Origin of the sequence: Cellulomonas persica (assembly GCF_007989825.1) — a bacterium.
GTDB lineage: Bacteria > Actinomycetota > Actinomycetes > Actinomycetales > Cellulomonadaceae > Cellulomonas > Cellulomonas persica.
Map to the genome: position 1 here is coordinate 222694 of NZ_BJUA01000002.1, position 18551 is coordinate 241244.

The window sequence follows — 18551 nt, forward strand, 5'->3', positions numbered from 1 at the left end:
CTGCGACGACCGGCCCGGGTCGCGTGAGATGGCAGAGTGGCGGGATGACGACCTGCGTGACGCTCGCCGACGGCATGCGGATGCCCGTGCTGGGCTTCGGTGTGTACAAGGTGTCCGACGAGGATGCGGTGCCCGCGGTGAGCGAGGCGCTGACGGCCGGCTATCGGCTCGTCGACACCGCGACGCTGTACCGCAACGAGGCGGCGGTCGGGCGCGCGATCCGCGCGAGCGGGCTCGAGCGCGACGAGGTCTTCGTCACGACGAAGTTGTGGAACGACGCGCACGGCGACGGCGCGCGGGCGGCGTTCGAGGCATCGGTCGAGCGGCTCGGCCTGGGCGCCCCCGACCTCTACCTCATCCACTGGCCGGCGCCCGCGCGGGACCTGTACGTGCCCACGTGGCGCACGCTGCTCCGCCTGCGCGACGAGGGCCGCGTCCGGTCCGTGGGCGTCTCCAACTTCCAGCCGGACCACCTGCGGCGGATCGTCGACGACTCGGGCGAGGTGCCGGTCGTCAACCAGGTCGAGCTGCACCCGTACCTGCAGCAGCGCGCGCTGCGTGCGGTGCACGCCGAGCTGGGCGTCGTGACGCAGGCGTGGTCGCCGCTGGGCCGGGGCACCGTCCTCGCGGACCCGGTCATCGGTGACATCGCGCGCGCCCACGGGGCGAGCCCGGCGCAGGTCGTGCTCCGCTGGCACCTCGACCTCGGGATCGCGGTGATCCCGAAGTCCGTGACGCCCGAGCGCATCCGCGAGAACCTCGCGGCGGCCGACCTGGACCTGACCGACGAGGACCACGAGCGGATCGCCGCGCTCGACCGGGGCGAGCGCTCCGGCTCGGACCCCGACCTCGTGAACTGATACTCCACCGCCACCGGCCCGCCGGTGGCCCGATCCCGAGGGGAACCATGGCCCGCGAGCTCCGCACCCTGCTGACCGACGAGCTGCTGGCGCGCGTGCACGAGCGCGCGGCCGTCCACGACCGCGAGAACACGTTCCCGCACGAGGACCTCGCCGAGCTCGTCGCGGCGGGCTACCTCTCGGCGTTCGTGCCCGAGCGCCTCGGTGGAGCAGGGCTCACGCTCGAGGAGGTCGCGCGAGAGCAGGTCCGGCTCGCGGCGGCCGCCCCCGCGACCGCGCTGGCCGTCAACATGCACCTCGTCGTGACGGGGATGGCCGCGCTGCTCGTCGGACGCGGGGACGACCGACTCGAGTTCGTGCTGCGGGACGCGGCCGCGGGCGAGGTCTTCGCGTTCGGCAACTCCGAGGCGGGCAACGACCTCGTGATGTTCGGCTCGCGCACGCGCGCGGTGCCGCAGGCCGACGGCGGGTACCGGTACTTCGGGACGAAGATCTTCACGTCGCTCTCGCCGGTCTGGACGCGGCTCGCGACGTTCGGCCTGGACGACTCCGACCCGGCCGACCCTCGGCTCGTGCACGGGGTCGTGACGCGGGACGGCACGACGTCCAAGGACGACTGGGACACCCTCGGCATGCGTGCCACGCAGTCGGCGACCACCGTCCTCGACGGTGCCTACGCCCCTGCGGACCAGGTCTACCGCCGGCTTCCCCCCGGCCCGTCCGCTGACTCGTTCATCTTCGCGCTGTTCGCGGTGTTCGAGATCCTCCTGGGCGCGGTCTACACCGGTATCGGCCGTCGCGCGGTCGAGCTCGCTGTCGCGGCCGCGCGGCGGCGGACGTCGTTCAAGTACGCCGGCCGGCCGTACGCGCAGGACCCGGACATCCGCTGGCGGATCGCGGACGCCGCGCTGCTGCAGGACGGCGCCGAGCTGCAGGTGTTCGCGCTCGCACGGGACGTGGACGAGCAGGCCGACCACGGCAGCAGGTGGTTCGCGCAGCTCGTCGGGCTCAAGGTCCGGGCGACGGAGTCGGCCCGTCAGGTCGTCGAGCTGGCGCTGCGGGCGTCCGGCGGCGGCTCGTACTTCAGCGGCAACGAGCTGGGGCGGCTCTACCGCGACGTGCTCGCCGGGATCTTCCACCCGTCGGACGACGAGTCCGCGCACGCGACGGTCGCGACGTCCGTGCTCGGCCCCGTGGAGGACTGAGCGGCGCCACGCGCCCTCGTCGCGCGAGGCTGGTCGGGTGCGGTGCACCGGCTGTGCGGTGTCGTGCCTGTCGGGTCACCAGCCGCGCGTCCGCCAGTGCGGCAGCTGCGGACGTTCGGCACCCAGCGTCGTGTCCCGCCCGTGCCCGGGGTAGACCCACGTGGCGTCGTCGAACCGGTCGAAGAGCCGAGCAGTGACGTCGGCGTACAGCGACGCGAAGTCCTCGGGCGTCGTCGTGCGCCCCACGCCGCCGGGGAAGAGCGAGTCGCCCGTGAAGACGTGCGCTCGCCCGGGCGCGGCACCCGGTGCGGTCGCGTGCTCGGGCTCGCGGTAGACGAGCGCGACGGAGCCGGGGGTGTGCCCGCGCAGCGCGACGACCTCGAGCGTCACGTGCCCGACGACGACGAGGTCGCCGTCCAGCAGACGACGCGTGACCGGCGTGCCGGTCGCCTGGGCGATCGCGTCCGCGTCGGGTGCACCGGCGGCGACGGCCGCGCCCGTCACCGCGACGACCGAGGTGAGCGCGCCGAGGTGGTCGCGGTGCCGGTGGGTCGTCACGACGGTGTCGAGCCGTGCGGAGGAGCTTCCTTCGCGCACCAGGTCGAGCAGGCGGTCGGCGTCGGCCGCGGCGTCGACGAGGAGCTGGGCACCCGCTCGTCGGCACGTGACGAGGTAGGCGTTGTTGTCCATCGGGCCGACGGACGCCTTGCGGATCTCGACCTCGTCGAGCACGCGCAGGGCCGGGGGTCCGCCGGGGGAGACGTCACCGGTGTACGTCGTCATCGGACTCCTTCCACGCGTACCTCGGACGACCTGGTCGCGGCCGCCACCGCGTGCGACTGCACGGCCTTGACCAGCGCGAGGTGCGACAAGGCCTGAGGGACGTTACCCGCCATGCGACGCCCGCGTGGGTCGTACTGCTCGGCGAGCAGGCCCACGTCGTTGACGAGCCCGACGAGCGTGTCGAGGACCGTGCCCGCCTCGTCGACCTCGCCGATCCTGGCCAGGGCGTCGGCGAGCCAGAACGAGCAGGCCAGGAACGCGTGCTCGCCGCCGGCGACGCCGTCGTCGGTCCGCTCCGCGCGGTAGCGTCGCAGCAGCCCGGGCGCGACCTCGAGCTCGGCGCGGACGGCCGCGACGGTGCCCCGCACACGCTCGTCGTCGGCCGGCAGGAAGCCCACCTGGACGAGCTGCAGCAGCGCCGCGTCGGTGTGGTCCGCGCCGTAGTGCTGGACGAACGTGCGCAGGCCGGGGTGCCAGCCGTGCGCCAGGACGTCGGCCCGGATCTCGTCGCGCTCGCGGCGCCAGCGCTCGACCGGCCCGTCGAGCCCGTGCTCCTCGACACCGCGGATCGCCCGGTCCACCGCGGCCCACGCCATGACCTTCGAGTGCACGAAGTGCTGCGGCTCGCCGCGGACCTCCCAGATCCCGCGGTCCGGCCGTCGCCACTGACGCAGGAGCTCCTCGAGCAGGTGGCGCTGCAGCGACCACGACGCCGCCGACTCGACCACCCCCGCGTCGCGCGCGGCGTGCAGCGCGCACATCACCTCGCCGAGCACGTCGTTCTGGACCTGCCCCGCCGCGAGGTTGCCGAGCCGCACCGGCCGCGACCCGGCGTACCCACCCAGGTGCGTGAGCTCACGCTCGGGCAGCTCCCGGCCGCCGTCGATGCGGTACATGATCTGCAGGTCGGCCGGGTCGCCGGCGACCGCGCGCAGCAGCCAGTCCCGCCACTGCATGGCCTCCTGCGTGAAGCCCTGCTCGATGAGCGCCTCGAGCGTCAGCGCCGCGTCGCGCAGCCAGCAGTAGCGGTAGTCCCAGTTCCGCTCGCCGCCGAAGTCCTCGGGCAGGCTCGTGGTGGCCGCCGCGGCGATCCCGCCGGTCTCGAAGTCGGTCAGGAGCCGCAGGACCAGGAGCGAGCGGATGACGGCCTCGCGGTGCGGACCCTCGTACCGCGCGTCGCGCGCCCACAGGCCCCAGGCGACGCGCGTCGAGTCGACGCGGGCGGGTGAGGGCACGATCTCGGGGACCGGCTCCCAGGACCGGACCCAGGTGACGTCGAGCTCCATCGACTCGCCCGCGCGGAGCTCGATGTCGTCCACGTGCCGGTGGTCGTGCGCGTGCGGCAGGTGCGTGCCGCGCAGGACGAGCGAGTCGGGCCCGGCCACCGCGCGGATCGCCTCGTCCTGACCCCGGGTGTGCGTGACCCACGGCTGGATCGCGCCGTACCCGAACCGCACGACCCACTCGTGCCGCACCTGCACCGTCCCGCGTGTGCACGTGACGTGCCGGACGACGTCGGCGCGGCCGTCGGAGATCGGCATCGCGTCGACGACGACCGCCGTGCCGGTCGGGGACTCGTACGTGGTCTCCAGGACGAACGAGTCCCCGAGGTAGCGTCGCGTGACGGAGTGCGCGTCGGGCACCGTGACGAGCCACCGCCCGTTGTCCTCGGTGCCGAGCAGCCGCGCGAAGCACGCGGCCGAGTCGACGTAGGGCAGGCAGAGCCAGTCGATCGAGCCGCGTCGGGAGACCAGAGCGGTGGTCCGGCCATCCCCGATGACCGCGTACTCGGCGATGGGGACCGGCAGCGGCTCGGGGTCCGGGGGTGCGGCACCCGTGCGCTCGGTGGCGGTGTGCTGTGGGTCGTGGCGGCTCATGGTGCGTCCAGCATGGGGCGGACGCCGCGGTCCGGCACCCCGACCAGCACGTGAGCGCCACATCAGGATCGCCGGTCGAACGGGTGTGCGAATGTCGGTGCCGGAACGTAGACTGCACGCCGTGAACGACCGTCTGGTGGTGCAGGGTGCCCGTGAGCACAACCTTCGCAGCGTCGACCTGGACCTGCCGCGTGACCGGCTGATCGTCTTCACCGGTCTGTCGGGCTCGGGGAAGTCGTCGCTGGCCTTCGACACCATCTTCGCCGAGGGGCAGCGGCGGTACGTCGAGTCGCTGTCCGCGTACGCGCGTCAGTTCCTCGGGCAGATGGACAAGCCCGACGTCGACTTCATCGAGGGCCTGTCGCCCGCGGTCTCGATCGACCAGAAGTCCACGAACCGCAACCCTCGCTCGACGGTCGGCACGATCACGGAGGTCTACGACTACCTGCGCCTGCTCTACGCGCGCGCCGGGACCCAGCACTGTCCGGTGTGCGGCGAGCGCGTGACGGCGCAGACGCCGCAGCAGATCGTCGACCGCCTCCTCGAGCTCCCCGAGGGCACGCGCTACCAGGTGCTCGCGCCTGTCGTGCGTGGACGCAAGGGCGAGTACGCCGACCTGTTCGCCGAGCTCCAGGCCAAGGGCTTCGCCCGCGCGAGGGTGGACGGCGAGGTCGTCCAGCTCTCGTCGCCGCCCACGCTGGAGAAGAAGCTCAAGCACGACATCGAGGTGGTCGTCGACCGCCTGGTCTCGCGCGAGGGCGTGCAGCGCCGCCTCACGGACTCGGTCGAGACCGCGCTGGGGCTCGCGGGCGGGCTCCTGCTCATCGACCTCGTGGACCGGGACGCCGACGACCCGGACAAGGTGCGCCGGTTCTCCGAGCAGCGCGCGTGCCCGAACGACCACGTCCTGACCCTCGACGAGATCGAGCCCCGCACGTTCTCGTTCAACGCGCCGTACGGCGCGTGCCCCGAGTGCACGGGCATCGGCTCGCGCCTCGAGGTCGACCCGGAGCTCGTCGTCCCCGACGAGGACCTCTCGCTCGACGACGGCGCCATCGCCCCGTGGTCGCAGACGTCCTCGGAGTACTTCGGCCGCGTCCTGTCGGCGCTCGCCGACGAGATGGGGTTCTCGACGAGCGTGCCGTGGCGCGCCCTCCCGCAGCGCGCGAAGGACGCGATCCTGCACGGCCGCAACCACCAGGTCCACGTGCGGTACAAGAACCGCTGGGGCCGCGAGCGGCAGTACTCGACCGGCTTCGAGGGCGTCATCACGTTCCTCGAGCGGCGCCACGCCGAGACCGAGTCGGAGTGGAGCAAGGACAAGTACGAGGCCTTCATGCGCGAGGTCCCGTGCCCGACCTGCCAGGGCCAGCGGCTCAAGCCCGAGGTCCTCGCGGTGCGCGTCGGCGGCCGTTCGATCGCCGAGGTCTGCGAGCTGCCGATCCGTGAGGCCCGCGAATTCCTCGACACGCTCGAGCTCGGTGAGCGCGAGCGGCAGATCGCCGCCCAGGTGCTCAAGGAGATCCAGGCGCGCCTCGGCTTCCTGCTCGACGTCGGGCTCGACTACCTGTCGCTGACGCGGCCGGCGGCGACGCTGTCCGGCGGCGAGGCCCAGCGCATCCGGCTCGCGACCCAGATCGGGTCGGGCCTCGTCGGCGTGCTGTACGTGCTCGACGAGCCGTCGATCGGTCTGCACCAGCGCGACAACCGCCGCCTCATCGACACGCTCACGCGGCTGCGGGACCTGGGCAACACGCTCATCGTCGTCGAGCACGACGAGGACACCATCCGGATGGCCGACTGGATCGTCGACATCGGTCCGGGCGCGGGGGAGCACGGCGGTCACGTCGTGCACTCGGGGGACCTCGCCGGGCTGCTCGCCTCGCGTGAGTCGGTCACGGGCGCGTACCTGTCCGGCCGTCGGCAGATCCCGATGCCGGCGACGCGTCGACCGGTCTCGAAGGGGCGGGCCGTCACCGTGCACGGCGCGCGCGAGCACAACCTGCGCGGCATCGACGTCTCGTTCCCGCTCGGTGTCCTCACGGCCGTGACGGGTGTCTCGGGCTCGGGCAAGTCGACCCTGGTCAACTCGATCCTCTACACGGTCATGGCCAACGAGCTCAACGGGGCGCGTCAGGTCGCGGGTCGGCACAAGCGCGTGACCGGTCTGGAGCACCTCGACAAGGTCGTGCACGTCGACCAGGGGCCGATCGGGCGCACCCCGCGCTCGAACCCCGCGACCTACACGGGTGTCTGGGACCACGTGCGCAAGCTCTTCGCGGAGACCACCGAGGCGAAGGTCCGCGGCTACACGCCCGGACGCTTCTCGTTCAACGTCAAGGGCGGCCGCTGCGAGGCGTGCTCGGGCGACGGGACGCTCAAGATCGAGATGAACTTCCTCCCGGACGTCTACGTCCCGTGCGAGGTGTGCCACGGCGCGCGGTACAACCGCGAGACGCTCGAGGTGCACTTCAAGGGCAAGACGGTCGCGGACGTCCTGGACATGCCGATCGAGGAGGCGGCCGAGTTCTTCGCGGCGGTGCCCGCGATCAGCCGTCACCTCAAGACGCTCGTCGACGTGGGGCTCGGGTACGTGCGCCTCGGTCAGCCCGCGCCGACGCTCTCGGGCGGCGAGGCCCAGCGCGTCAAGCTCGCCTCGGAGCTGCAGCGCCGTTCGACGGGACGCACCGCGTACGTGCTCGACGAGCCGACGACGGGCCTGCACTTCGAGGACATCCGCAAGCTGCTGGGCGTGCTGCAGTCGCTCGTGGACAAGGGCAACACGGTGATCGTCATCGAGCACAACCTCGACGTGATCAAGAACGCCGACTGGGTCGTCGACATGGGCCCCGAGGGCGGCTCCGGTGGCGGGATGGTCGTCGCCGAGGGCACGCCTGAGGCGGTCGCCGAGGTGCCGGCGAGCCATACGGGACGGTTCCTCGCCGAGGTGCTCGGGACCGAGATCGAGCGCACCGCGGTCTCGGCCTAGCCCTGTCCCGGGCCGTCCGGCCCGGCCCCAGGTACGCGCGAAGCCGAGCTGCGGCCGCGTCCACGGTCGTCGGTCGGGCGGCTCGGTCTCGCACGGCGTCGAACGACGCCGGCGCCGTGCCGGAGCGTCAGGCGCGGGCCGCGTGCTCGAACGTGACCGGGGCGGGCTCGTGCCGCACCGTGAAGTTCACCGAACGCGCGATGAAGCAGTGCTCGTGCGCGCGGTGGTGCAGGTCCTCGAGCACGCCGTCGTCGACCGCCCGCCCGTCCGGCAGCACGTGGTTGCGCACGACGACGCGGGGCCGCAGCACGACCTCCGTGAACTGCCCGTGCCCTGCCGACTCGATCCGCATGGTGCCGCTCGCTGCGTCGCCGTAGCCGACGACGACCACGCCGGCCTTGGCCGCGAGGTGCAGGAACCAGAGCATGTGGCACTGGGCCAGGGCGCCGACCACGAGGTCCTCGGGCGACCATCGAGCGGGGTCCCCGCGGAACGCCGGGTCCGACGTGCCGGGCAGGGGGAGCTTGTCGCCCGACGTCAGCTCGTGGTTCCGGCCGTAGGAGGTGTACGTGGAGGTGCCCTGGTCGCCCGCGCCGGTCCAGGTCAGGTCCACGGAGTACGAGTGCAAGAGCTGCGCCATGACTGCACGCTAGTCGTGCGGCGGGCGCCCCGCGGCCCGTCGGGGTGTGTCGGCCGGGCGAACTAGGCTCGGAGCATGGCCGATCCCGCGACGTACCGCCCCGCACCGGGAGAGATCCCGGACGCGCCGGGCGTCTACCGGTTCCGGGACGCCGACGGGCGGGTCATCTACGTCGGCAAGGCGAAGAGCCTGCGGCAGCGTCTCTCGTCGTACTTCCAGGACGTCGCGGGTCTGCACCCGCGCACGCAGACGATGGTCACCACGGCCGCGTCCGTGCAGTGGACGGTGGTCGGGACCGAGGTCGAGGCGCTCGCACTCGAGTACTCGTGGATCAAGGAGTTCGACCCGCGGTTCAACGTGAAGTACCGCGACGACAAGTCGTACCCGTACCTCGCGGTGACGCTGGCCGAGCAGTTCCCGCGCGTGCAGGTCATGCGCGGGGCCAAGCGCAAGGGCACCCGCTACTTCGGGCCGTACGCCCACGCCTGGGCCATCCGCGAGACGGTCGACCTCCTGCTGCGCGTCTTCCCGGTGCGCACGTGCTCGGCGGGCGTCTTCAAACGAGCGTCGCAGCAGGGCCGCCCGTGCCTGCTCGGCTACATCGACAAGTGCTCGGCCCCCTGCGTCGGGCGCATCTCCGAGGAGGACCACCACCGGCTCGCGGAGGAGTTCTGCGACTTCATGGCGGGGGACACCTCGCGCTTCGAGCGCAGGCTGACCCAGCGGATGAAGGAGGCTGCCGCGGAGCTCGACTACGAGCAGGCGGCACGCCTGCGCGACGACATCGCGACGCTGCGGCGCGCGACCGAGCGCAATGCGGTGGTGCTGGCGGACGGCACCAACGCCGACGTGTTCGGGCTCGCGGGCGACGAGCTCGAGGCCGCGGTGCAGGTGTTCCACGTGCGCGACGGCCGGATCCGCGGCCAGCGCGGCTGGGTCGTGGAGAAGGTCGAGGACGTCGACGACGCGGCGCTCGTCGAGCACCTGCTGCAGCAGGTCTACGGCACGGAGGACCTCGACACCGGTGCCGTCCCGCGCGAGGTGCTGGTGCCGGTGCTGCCCACCGACGTCGAGCAGGTCGAGGCATGGCTCACGGGGCTGCGCGGCTCGCGCGTGCGGGTGCGCGTGCCGCAGCGGGGGGACAAGCGTGAGCTCGCTGCGACCGTGCGCAAGAACGCCGAGCACGCCCTGATGCTGCACCGCACCCGGCGCGCGGGTGACCTGACGTCGCGCAGCCAGGCGCTGCGGGAGATCCAGGAGGCGCTCGGGCTGCCGAGCGCGCCGCTGCGCATCGAGTGCTACGACGTGTCGCACAACCAGGGCACGTACCAGTCGGCGTCGATGGTCGTGTTCGAGGACGGGCTCGCGCGCAAGAGCGAGTACCGGCTGTTCAGCGTGCGCGGTCCCCAGGGCGAGGGCGCCGCCGACGACACCGCGGCGATGCACGAGGTCATCACGCGCCGCTTCCGGCGCTACCTGGCCGAACGTTCCGAGGCGAGCGACGTCGAGCTCGGCGACGGCGCGGACGGGGACGTCGACGACGGGATGGGCCCGCTCGCGTCGGGCCCGGTCGACGAGACCACGGGCAAGCCGCGGCGCTTTGCCTACCCGCCGAACCTCGTCGTCGTCGACGGCGGCCCGCCGCAGGTCGCGGCAGCCGCGGCCGCGCTCGCCGAGCTCGGGATCGACGACATCGCGCTGTGCGGGCTCGCGAAGCGGCTCGAGGAGGTCTGGCTCCCGGGAGACGACTACCCGGTGATCCTGCAGCGGAGCTCGGAGGGCCTGTACCTGCTGCAGCGCGTGCGCGACGAGGCCCATCGCTTCGCGATCAACGCGCACCGCAAGCGCCGCAGCAAGGGCATGACGGCCTCGGTGCTCGACGACGTGCCCGGCCTCGGGCCCGCGCGCCAGAAGGCGCTCCTGCGCCACTTCGGCTCGGTCAAGCGGCTGCGCGCCGCGAGCGTCGAGGAGATCGCGACGGTGCCCGGCATGGGGGACCGGACCGCCGCCGCCGTGGTCGCCGCCCTGTCCGGATCCGACGGCTCGGGCCCGGCCGACGCCACCGCCGCGGTCGCCGCGGAGAGCACCGCCGACGTCGCCGCCGACGACCGGGCCCCCGACCCGCCGGGCGACCGCGCCCCGGGCTCGGTGGCGCAGTCCGCTGGCATGCTGGGGACATGACCGACGAGCCCTCGCCCATCACGGTCCCCGCCGGCATCCCCGCGATCGACGCGGCCACCGAGCACCCGCGCCTGCACCAGCCCCAGGTCCTGATCATCACGGGCATGTCCGGCGCCGGGCGGACGCGCGCGGCCGCCGTGCTCGAGGACCTCGACTGGTACGTCGTCGACAACCTGCCCGCGCAGATGCTCACGCACCTCGTCGGGATGCTCACGAGCGGCCCGCCCGACACGCGCGCCCGCGTCGCCGCCGTGATCGACGTGCGGGGCCGCGGGTTCTTCGCGGACCTCGCCCAGGTGCTCGGAGGGTTGCGGGCCGCGGGCGTCGAGTACCGGATCCTGTTCCTGGACGCGTCCGACGAGGTGCTCGTGCGGCGCTACGAGCAGGTCCGCCGGCCGCACCCGCTGCAGGGCAACGGCACGCTGCTCGACGGGATCGCCGAGGAGCGCCAGGTGCTCTCGGACATCCGGGAGCGCGCGGACAACGTGATCGACACGTCCGAGCTCAACGTCCACGACCTCGCACGCCAGGTGCGTGCGGTCGTCGCGGGCGACGCCGACGAGCACCTGCGCGTCAACGTCACCTCGTTCGGCTTCAAGTACGGCATCCCGCTGGACGCCGACCACGTGGTCGACGTCCGCTTCCTGGCCAACCCGTACTGGGTGTCGGAGCTGCGGCACCTCACCGGGCGCGACGCGCCGGTGCGCGACTACGTGCTCGGTCTGCCGGGTGCCGCGACGTTCATCGACCGGTACGTCTCGGCGCTCGAGCCCGTGCTCGCGGGCTACCTGAGCGAGGAGAAGCGGTACGTGACGATCGCGGTCGGCTGCACGGGCGGCAAGCACCGCTCGGTCGCGATCAGCGAGGCCATCGCCGCTCGCCTGCGCGAGGCCGGGCACCGGGTGACGGTCGCGGCGCGCGACCTCGGCAAGGAGTGACGGCGGGACTGCCGCCTGCGGGGGCGCCGACCCCCGCAGGGGGCGTGGGACCCGTGCCCGGGACGCTGCCCCGCGGTGTGCGGCGGGGGCCGCGTGTCGTCGCGATCGGCGGCGGGCACGGCCTGTCGGCGACCCTCTCGGCGCTGCGGCTCATGACGGACCAGATCACGGCCGTCGTCACCGTCGCGGACGACGGCGGCTCGTCGGGACGCCTGCGCGAGGAGCTCGCGGTGCTGCCGCCGGGCGACCTGCGGATGGCGCTCGCGGCGCTGTGCGACGACTCGGACTGGGGTCGCACGTGGCGCGACGTGCTCCAGCACCGCTTCCACACCGACGGGCCCCTCGACCAGCACGCGCTCGGCAACCTGCTCATCGTGACCCTCTGGGAGCTGCTCGGCGACCCGGTCGCGGGGCTGGACTGGGTCGGTCGGCTGCTCGGCGCGCGCGGCCGCGTCCTGCCGATGACCGAGGTGCCGCTGCTGATCGAGGCGGAGGTGCGGCGGGCCGACGGCCGGCTCGAGACCGTGCGTGGCCAGAGCTCGGTCGCGCGCACCACCGACCCCATCACGCAGGTGCGGCTCGTCCCGGCGGACCCACCGGCCTGCCTGCACGCGGTGGCGGCCGTCGAGCAGGCCGACTGGGTCGTGCTCGGCCCGGGCTCCTGGTACACGTCCGTGCTGCCGCACCTGCTCGTGCCCGAGCTGCGCTCGGCTCTCGTGCGCGGGGGTGCGCGCGTCGTCGTCGTGCTCAACCTGTCGCCCGAGGAGCACGGCGAGACCGCCGGGATGCACGCCGAGGACTACCTCGCGGTGCTGCACGACCACGCCCCCGAGCTCGAGGTGCACGCCGTCGTCGCCGACCCCCGCGCGGTCGAGGACACGGGCCGGCTCGCCGAGCACTGCGAGGCACGTGACGCGCGTCTCCTGCTGCGGCAGGTGGGTCGGTCGGACGGGACGGCCCGGCACGACCCGCTGCGCCTGGCAGCGGCGCTGCGCGACGTCGTCGAGGGCGTCCTGGGCGACCTCGGCCCGCGTGGCGGGAGGGGCTTTCACTGAGCCCAACCGGCCACCGGTGCCCCGCGCAAATGGCAGGATGACGCCCATGGCTTTGACGGCACAGGTGAAGGATGAGCTCGCCCGACTCCAGGTCGACAAGACCTCCTGCCGCAAGGCAGAGGTGGCCGCGACCTTGCGGTTCGCCGGTGGGCTGCACATCATCTCGGGCCGGATCGTCATCGAGGCCGAGCTCGACACCGCCATCGCCGCGCGCCGGCTGCGCCAGGCGGTCGCCGAGGTCTACGGGCACGAGAGCGAGATCATCGTGGTCTCCGGCGGCGGGCTGCGCCGGGGGAGCCACTACGTGGTCCGCGTGGTGAAGGACGGCGAGTCGCTCGCACGCCAGACCGGCCTGCTCGACAACAGGGGCCGGCCCGTGCGCGGACTGCCGCCGCAGGTCGTCGCGGGCGGTATCGCCGAGGCGGAGGCCGCCTGGCGCGGCGCCTTCCTGGCCCACGGCTCGCTGACCGAGCCGGGGCGCTCGTCGTCCCTCGAGATCACGTGTCCCGGTCCCGAGGCCGCGCTCGCGCTCGTCGGCGCGGCACGCCGGATGGGCATCCCCGCCAAGGCGCGCGAGGTGCGCGGCGTCGACCGGGTGGTGATCCGCGACGGCGACGCGATCGGCGCGATGCTGACCCGACTGGGCGCGCACGAGGCGATGCTCGTCTGGGAGGAGCGCCGCGTGCGCCGCGAGGTGCGCGGCACCGCCAACCGGCTCGCGAACTTCGACGACGCGAACCTGCGCCGGTCCGCGCGTGCGGCCGTAGCGGCGGGTGCCCGGGTCGACCGGGCGTTCGAGATCCTCGGCGACGACCTGCCCGACCACCTGCGGGAGGCCGGCATGCTGCGACTGGCGCACAAGGACGCCTCGCTCGAGGAGCTCGGCAAGCTCGCCGACCCGCCGCTCACGAAGGACGCGGTCGCCGGGCGCATCCGGCGCCTCCTGGCGACGGCCGACAAGCGCGCGAACGAGCTCGGGATCCCCGACACCGAGGCCGGGCTGTCCCCGGACCTGCTCGACCTGTAGCCCGCCCGCCGGGCGCCCGCGCCGGGCTCGTCGTCGGGTCCTCGTACGGGCGCCGTCCAGCACGTGGACGGCGCGCTGGTCTGGGACCTTCGAAGCGAGCCCGACCACCAATGGGGTATAGGCTCGGGGCATCCGATCGTCACACGGGTGTCACGTGCTGGGAATGTCCCGGTCTGCTTCTGGTAGGTCCGGTCATCACCTGGTCGCGAGGCACCCGCTGGCGTGAGGCACGCACATCGGCGTGCGGGAACCCACCACCACATTGTGCGCCGACCCCGTCGGCGCTGCCGAGGAGGGCACGTGACCATCAAGGTCGGCATCAACGGCTTCGGCCGCATCGGCCGGAACTTCTACCGGGCCATCATCGCGTCGGGCGCGGACATCGAGATCGTGGGCGTCAACGACCTCACGGACAACAAGACGCTCGCGCACCTGCTGAAGTACGACACGGTGCTCGGTCGCTTCCCGCTGAGCGTGGACTTCGACGACGACAACATCATCGTCGACGGCAAGAAGATCCGTGCGCTCGCCGAGCGCAACCCGGCCGACCTCCCCTGGGCCGAGCTCGGCGCGGACATCGTCATCGAGTCGACGGGCTTCTTCACCGACGCGACCAAGGCGAAGGCGCACATCGACGCCGGCGCCAAGAAGGTCATCATCTCGGCTCCGGCCAAGAACGAGGACGGCACGTTCGTCGTCGGCGTGAACCACGAGCAGTACGACGCGGCGACGCAGCACATCATCTCGAACGCGTCCTGCACCACGAACTGCCTGGCCCCGCTGGCCAAGGCGCTCAACGACTCGATCGGCATCGAGCGTGGCCTCATGACCACGATCCACGCCTACACGGGTGACCAGAACCTGCAGGACGGCCCGCACCGCGACCTGCGTCGCGCCCGCGCCGCCGCGCAGAACATCGTCCCCACCTCGACGGGTGCCGCCAAGGCCGTCGCCCTCGTGCTCCCGGAGCTCAAGGGCAAGCTCGACGGCTACGCGCTGCGCGTGCCGACGATCACCGGCTCGGCCACCGACCTGACCTTCACCGCTTCGCGTGAGGTCACGGTCGAGGAGGTCAACGCCGCGGTCAAGGCTGCCGCCGAGGGCCCGCTCAAGGGCGTCCTGTCCTACGTCGAGGACGAGATCGTCTCGAGCGACATCGTGACCGACCCGCACCAGAGCATCTTCGACTCGAAGCTCACCAAGGTGTCGGGCGACCTGGTCAAGGTCGTCTCCTGGTACGACAACGAGTGGGGCTACTCCAACTCGCTCGTCGCGCTCACGTCCTACGTGGGCGAGCGTCTCTGACGACGACCGCACCGATCACTCGGTAAGCACGTCATGCGTCCGCGTGCGCCCTGGCCACCGGCCCCGGCGCACGCGGACGCTGTCGTTCCCGGCCCCTGTCCGCTCCCGGAGAAGGATTCATGAAGACCATCGAGGACCTCGGCGACCTGCGCGGCAAGCGCGTGCTCGTCCGCTCCGACTTCAACGTGCCGCTCGACGGCACGACGATCACCGACGACGGCCGCGTGCGCGCGGCCCTCCCGACGCTCACCGCGCTGCTCGAGGCTGGTGCCCGGGTCGTCGTCACCGCCCACCTCGGCCGCCCGAAGGGTGCGCCCGACGAGAAGTACTCGCTCGCGCCCGTCGCGACGCGCCTGTCGGAGCTGCTCGGCAAGCCCGTCGCGCTCGCGCAGGACACCGTCGGCGAGTCCGCCAAGGAGACCGTCGCCGCGCTTCAGGACGGTGAGATCGCGCTCCTGGAGAACATCCGCTTCGACGCGCGTGAGACGAGCAAGGACGACGCCGAGCGTGGCGCGCTGGCAGACGACCTGGCCTCCCTCGCGGACGCGTTCGTGTCCGACGGCTTCGGCGTCGTGCACCGCAAGCAGGCGTCGGTGTACGACGTCGCGCTCAAGCTGCCGCACGCGGTCGGCAAGCTCGTCCTCAACGAGGTCGAGTCGCTGAAGAAGGCGACCGAGGACCCGCAGCGCCCCTACGTCGTGGTGCTCGGTGGCTCGAAGGTCTCCGACAAGCTGGGCGTGATCTCGAACCTGCTGACGAAGGCGGACCGCCTGGTCATCGGTGGCGGCATGCTGTTCACGTTCCTCGCCGCCAAGGGCTACTCGGTCGGCAGCTCGCTGCTCGAGCAGGACCAGATCGACACGGTCAAGGGCTACCTGGCGCAGGCCGAGGAGTCGGGCGTCGAGATCGTCCTCCCGGTCGACATCCGCGTCGCGCCCGAGTTCAAGGCGGACGCACCGGCGTCGGTCGTGGCCGCGGACGCGATCCCGGACGGTCAGATGGGTCTCGACATCGGCCCTGAGTCGGAGAAGCTCTTCGCGTCGAAGATCGTCGACGCCAAGACGGTCGTCTGGAACGGCCCGGCGGGCGTGTTCGAGTTCGAGGCGTTCGCGAGCGGCACCAAGGCCGTCGCGCAGGCGCTCGTCGACGCCGGGGCCAACGGCGGCTTCACGATCGTCGGTGGCGGCGACTCCGCCGCGGCCGTGCGCACGCTCGGCTTCGACGAGTCGACGTTCGGCCACATCTCGACGGGTGGCGGCGCGAGCCTCGAGTTCCTGGAGGGCAAGACCCTCCCCGGCATCGCCGTCCTGGAGGACTGAGACATGGCCCAGCGCACCCCGCTCATGGCGGGCAACTGGAAGATGAACCTGGACCACCAGCAGGCGATCCAGACGCTCCAGAAGCTCGCGTGGACGCTCAAGGACGCCAAGCACGACTACAGCACGGTCGAGGTCGCGGTGATCCCGCCCTTCACGGACCTGCGCAGCGTGCAGACGCTCGTCGACGCCGACAAGCTCGAGATCGTCTACGGCGCCCAGGACGTCTCGGCGCACACCTCGGGCGCGTACACGGGTGAGATCGCCCCGGCGTTCCTCACGAAGCTCGGCGTGACCTACGCCGTCATCGGCCACTCGGAGCGCCGTGAGTACCACGCGGAGTCCGACGAGCTCGTCAACGCGAAGGTCAAGAACGCGCTCGGTGCGGGCCTGGCGCCCATCCTGTGCGTCGGCGAGAAGCTCGACGTCCGCAAGGCGGGCGAGCAGGTCCCCGTGACGCTCGCGCAGCTCGACGGCGGGCTCGCAGGCCTGACGGCCGAGCAGGTCCGCGAGGTCGTCGTGGCGTACGAGCCGGTCTGGGCGATCGGCACGGGCGAGACCGCCACGCCGGAGGACGCCCAGGAGCTGTGCGAGGCGATCCGCGTGCGCATCGCGGAGCTGTACGACCAGGACACCGCGGACGCGGTCCGCGTGCTGTACGGCGGTTCCGTGAAGTCGTCGAACGTCGCGTCGATCATGGCGAAGCCGGACGTCGACGGCGCTCTGGTCGGCGGCGCGAGCCTCGACCCCGAGGAGTTCGCCAAGATCGTGCGCTACCAGTCGCACGCAGTCGGTCTCTGACCCACTCCCACCGGCGCCCCGGTGCGACTCCTGTCTCACGCAGGGGCCTCACCGGGGCGTCGATGTGGATTCTGGCGCGATTCGTCGCCTACCCTGTACCCGGCCCGCGCGTCGTCGCGTGGGCGGCCCCGCTTCGCTAGTGAGGAACGACACCGACGTGACCGGTTTGAAGATCTCGATGCAGGTGCTCCTGGTGCTGACCAGCGCACTCCTCGTTCCGTTGGTGCTCCTCCACAAGGGCAAGGGCGGAGGTCTCTCCGACATGTTCGGCGGCGGCATCACGTCGAGCGCCGGCAGCTCGGGCGTCGCCGAGCGCAACCTCAACCGGATCACCGTCGGTGTCGCGCTCACGTGGGCCGGCGTGATCGTGGTGCTCGGTCTGATCGAGCGCTACGACGGCTGAGGCGGGCGACCATGGCGAGCGGCAACGCGATCCGAGGCTCCCGCGTCGGCGCGGGCCCCATGGGCGAGGCGGAACGCGGCGACGCGGCTCCGCGGATCTGGATCTCCTACTGGTGCGCGAACGGCCACGAGACGCGCCCGAGCTTCGCCGAGGAGGCCGCCGAGGAGGCGCCCGCGACCTGGGACTGCCCGCGCTGCGGCTTCCCCGCGGGTCAGGATCAGGAGAACCCTCCGGCGCCTGTGCGCAACGAGCCGTACAAGACGCACCTCGCGTATGTGAAGGAGCGGCGGTCCGACGAGGACGGCGCCGCGATCCTCGACGAGGCTCTCGCGGCCCTGCGCGCACGGCGCGGCCGCTGACCCAGCTCGACCGAAGGGCTCCCGCACCGCGCGGGGGCCTTTCGGCATGTCAGGCCACGTGGGCCGACGCTGGTGATCCGGCGCGCGGCTCAGGGCAGCACGCGGAGCAGGGCGAAGCCGTCGTAGCCCTTGCTGCCCACGGTCTGCAGCACGGTCGCCTCGACGCGTGGGTGGTCGGTCAGCAGCTCGACCATGCGTCGCACGCCCTGGACCCGGTCGTCGGGGTGCTCGGGGTCGATCACCGCGCCGTCGCGCACGACGTTGTCGACGACGATCGCCGTGCCGGGCCGGGAGAGCGCGAGCGACAGCTCCACGTACCGCGCGAGCTGTTGCTTGTCGGCGTCGATGAAGATGAAGTCGAACGGCTCGGTGGCTGCGGCCACGAGCGCGCCGAGCGAGTCGACGGCGGGACCGACGACGACCTCGACGAGGTCACCCACCCCCGCCTGGGTGAGTGATGCACGAGCGACCTCGGCGTGCTTCGGGTCGAGCTCGAGGCTCACGAGGCTGCCGTCCGACGGCAGCGCCCGCGCGAGCCAGAGCGTGCTGTAGCCGCCGAGCGTGCCGATCTCCAGGACGCGGCGGGCACCGACGAGCGAGGCGAGGAGCTGCAGCAGCTTGCCCTGGTTCGGCGCGACCGCGATGTCGGGCAGTCCCGCCTCCGCGGCACGCTCGCGCGTGGCGGTGCCGTCCGGGTCCTCGCGGACCAGCCCACCGAAGTAGGAGTCGACCTGTGCCCACCGCGCGTCGGGATCGCTCGGGACGGGCTGGACGTGCGGCGCCTGGGCCACGGCGGTTCCCTCTCGGTGGTC

The 18551-nt window shown here is 72.4% G+C and carries 16 protein-coding genes; 12 read left to right on the plus strand and 4 right to left on the minus strand.

Translation table 11 applies throughout. The features are described 5' to 3' along the window. The first annotated feature begins 44 nt into the window (after nt 1-44). Together CPE01_RS02805 and CPE01_RS02810 are read left to right on the plus strand one after the other, a co-directional pair. Nucleotides 45-860 carry an aldo/keto reductase gene (locus CPE01_RS02805; protein WP_146805123.1) on the plus strand — a complete coding sequence of 272 codons (816 nt, stop codon included), beginning with the start codon at nt 45-47 and terminating at the stop codon, nt 858-860. A 47-nt stretch (nt 861-907) separates the two neighbouring features. After that, complete coding sequence (locus CPE01_RS02810) at nt 908-2065, plus strand: acyl-CoA dehydrogenase family protein (protein ID WP_146805124.1); 1158 nt, start codon at nt 908-910, stop codon at nt 2063-2065. Nucleotides 2066-2140: 75 nt separating this feature from the next. On the opposite strand, the gene CPE01_RS02815 is transcribed toward CPE01_RS02810, so the two are convergent. Then, nucleotides 2141-2848 carry an MBL fold metallo-hydrolase gene (locus CPE01_RS02815; RefSeq protein WP_146805125.1) on the minus strand — a complete coding sequence of 236 codons (708 nt, stop codon included), beginning with the start codon at nt 2846-2848 and terminating at the stop codon, nt 2141-2143. Further along, a complete protein-coding gene (locus CPE01_RS02820) occupies nt 2845-4725 on the minus strand; it encodes a glycoside hydrolase family 15 protein (RefSeq protein ID WP_146805126.1) in 1881 nt (626 codons plus the stop codon). The genes CPE01_RS02815 and CPE01_RS02820 overlap by 4 nt, the downstream gene beginning before the upstream one ends. A gap of 91 nt (nt 4726-4816) precedes the next feature. Here CPE01_RS02820 and uvrA point away from each other — a divergent pair, with 91 nt between their 5' ends. Then, complete coding sequence (gene uvrA, locus CPE01_RS02825; RefSeq protein ID WP_146805127.1) at nt 4817-7714, plus strand: excinuclease ABC subunit UvrA; 2898 nt, start codon at nt 4817-4819, stop codon at nt 7712-7714. A gap of 127 nt (nt 7715-7841) precedes the next feature. Here the strand turns inward: uvrA and CPE01_RS02830 are convergent, their stop codons facing one another. Further along, complete coding sequence (locus CPE01_RS02830) at nt 7842-8354, minus strand: OsmC family protein (protein ID WP_146805128.1); 513 nt, start codon at nt 8352-8354, stop codon at nt 7842-7844. 75 nt (nt 8355-8429) lie between these two features. Between CPE01_RS02830 and uvrC the strand changes: the two genes are divergently transcribed. The 9 genes from uvrC to CPE01_RS02875 all read left to right on the plus strand — a co-directional run bounded on the left by uvrC (nt 8430) and on the right by CPE01_RS02875 (nt 17739). Further along, a complete protein-coding gene (gene uvrC / locus CPE01_RS02835; protein WP_146805129.1) occupies nt 8430-10535 on the plus strand; it encodes an excinuclease ABC subunit UvrC in 2106 nt (701 codons plus the stop codon). Further along, on the plus strand, nt 10532-11473 hold the full coding sequence (gene rapZ / locus CPE01_RS02840; protein ID WP_146805130.1) for an RNase adapter RapZ: 942 nt from the start codon (nt 10532-10534) through the stop codon (nt 11471-11473). Before uvrC ends, rapZ begins: the two co-directional genes overlap by 4 nt. A 44-nt stretch (nt 11474-11517) precedes the next feature. After that, complete coding sequence (locus tag CPE01_RS02845; RefSeq protein ID WP_246783689.1) at nt 11518-12528, plus strand: gluconeogenesis factor YvcK family protein; 1011 nt, start codon at nt 11518-11520, stop codon at nt 12526-12528. A 46-nt stretch (nt 12529-12574) separates the two neighbouring features. Beyond that, a complete protein-coding gene (whiA, locus tag CPE01_RS02850) occupies nt 12575-13555 on the plus strand; it encodes a DNA-binding protein WhiA (RefSeq protein WP_146805131.1) in 981 nt (326 codons plus the stop codon). A 300-nt stretch (nt 13556-13855) separates the two neighbouring features. Further along, a complete protein-coding gene (gene gap / locus CPE01_RS02855; protein ID WP_146805132.1) occupies nt 13856-14860 on the plus strand; it encodes a type I glyceraldehyde-3-phosphate dehydrogenase in 1005 nt (334 codons plus the stop codon). A gap of 119 nt (nt 14861-14979) precedes the next feature. Beyond that, nucleotides 14980-16179, plus strand: coding sequence for a phosphoglycerate kinase (locus tag CPE01_RS02860; RefSeq protein WP_146805133.1), 1200 nt, complete (start codon nt 14980-14982; stop codon nt 16177-16179). 3 nt (nt 16180-16182) lie between these two features. Further along, nucleotides 16183-16977: a triose-phosphate isomerase gene (tpiA, locus tag CPE01_RS02865; protein WP_146805134.1), complete on the plus strand. Its 795-nt coding sequence runs from the start codon at nt 16183-16185 to the stop codon at nt 16975-16977. A 157-nt stretch (nt 16978-17134) separates the two neighbouring features. Beyond that, on the plus strand, nt 17135-17380 hold the full coding sequence (gene secG, locus CPE01_RS02870) for a preprotein translocase subunit SecG (RefSeq protein ID WP_146805135.1): 246 nt from the start codon (nt 17135-17137) through the stop codon (nt 17378-17380). Nucleotides 17381-17391: 11 nt separating this feature from the next. Continuing rightward, a complete protein-coding gene (locus CPE01_RS02875) occupies nt 17392-17739 on the plus strand; it encodes an RNA polymerase-binding protein RbpA (protein ID WP_146805136.1) in 348 nt (115 codons plus the stop codon). 89 nt (nt 17740-17828) lie between these two features. Here the strand turns inward: CPE01_RS02875 and CPE01_RS02880 are convergent, their stop codons facing one another. Beyond that, on the minus strand, nt 17829-18530 hold the full coding sequence (locus tag CPE01_RS02880) for an O-methyltransferase (protein WP_222592859.1): 702 nt from the start codon (nt 18528-18530) through the stop codon (nt 17829-17831). Between the last annotated feature and the right edge of the window lie 21 nt (nt 18531-18551).

What these genes read in the sequence shown, in the direction of transcription:
- CPE01_RS02805 (WP_146805123.1), top strand. Translation starts at nt 45, where the DNA reads ATGACGACCTGCGTGACGCTCGCCGACGGCATGCGGATGCCCGTGCTG.
- CPE01_RS02810 (WP_146805124.1), top strand. Translation starts at nt 908, where the DNA reads ATGGCCCGCGAGCTCCGCACCCTGCTGACCGACGAGCTGCTGGCGCGC.
- CPE01_RS02815 (WP_146805125.1), bottom strand. Translation starts at nt 2,848, where the DNA reads ATGACGACGTACACCGGTGACGTCTCCCCCGGCGGACCCCCGGCCCTG.
- CPE01_RS02820 (WP_146805126.1), bottom strand. Translation starts at nt 4,725, where the DNA reads ATGAGCCGCCACGACCCACAGCACACCGCCACCGAGCGCACGGGTGCC.
- uvrA (WP_146805127.1), top strand. Translation starts at nt 4,817, where the DNA reads ATGTCGGTGCCGGAACGTAGACTGCACGCCGTGAACGACCGTCTGGTG.
- CPE01_RS02830 (WP_146805128.1), bottom strand. Translation starts at nt 8,354, where the DNA reads ATGGCGCAGCTCTTGCACTCGTACTCCGTGGACCTGACCTGGACCGGC.
- uvrC (WP_146805129.1), top strand. Translation starts at nt 8,430, where the DNA reads ATGGCCGATCCCGCGACGTACCGCCCCGCACCGGGAGAGATCCCGGAC.
- rapZ (WP_146805130.1), top strand. Translation starts at nt 10,532, where the DNA reads ATGACCGACGAGCCCTCGCCCATCACGGTCCCCGCCGGCATCCCCGCG.
- whiA (WP_146805131.1), top strand. Translation starts at nt 12,575, where the DNA reads ATGGCTTTGACGGCACAGGTGAAGGATGAGCTCGCCCGACTCCAGGTC.
- CPE01_RS02860 (WP_146805133.1), top strand. Translation starts at nt 14,980, where the DNA reads ATGAAGACCATCGAGGACCTCGGCGACCTGCGCGGCAAGCGCGTGCTC.
- tpiA (WP_146805134.1), top strand. Translation starts at nt 16,183, where the DNA reads ATGGCCCAGCGCACCCCGCTCATGGCGGGCAACTGGAAGATGAACCTG.
- CPE01_RS02875 (WP_146805136.1), top strand. Translation starts at nt 17,392, where the DNA reads ATGGCGAGCGGCAACGCGATCCGAGGCTCCCGCGTCGGCGCGGGCCCC.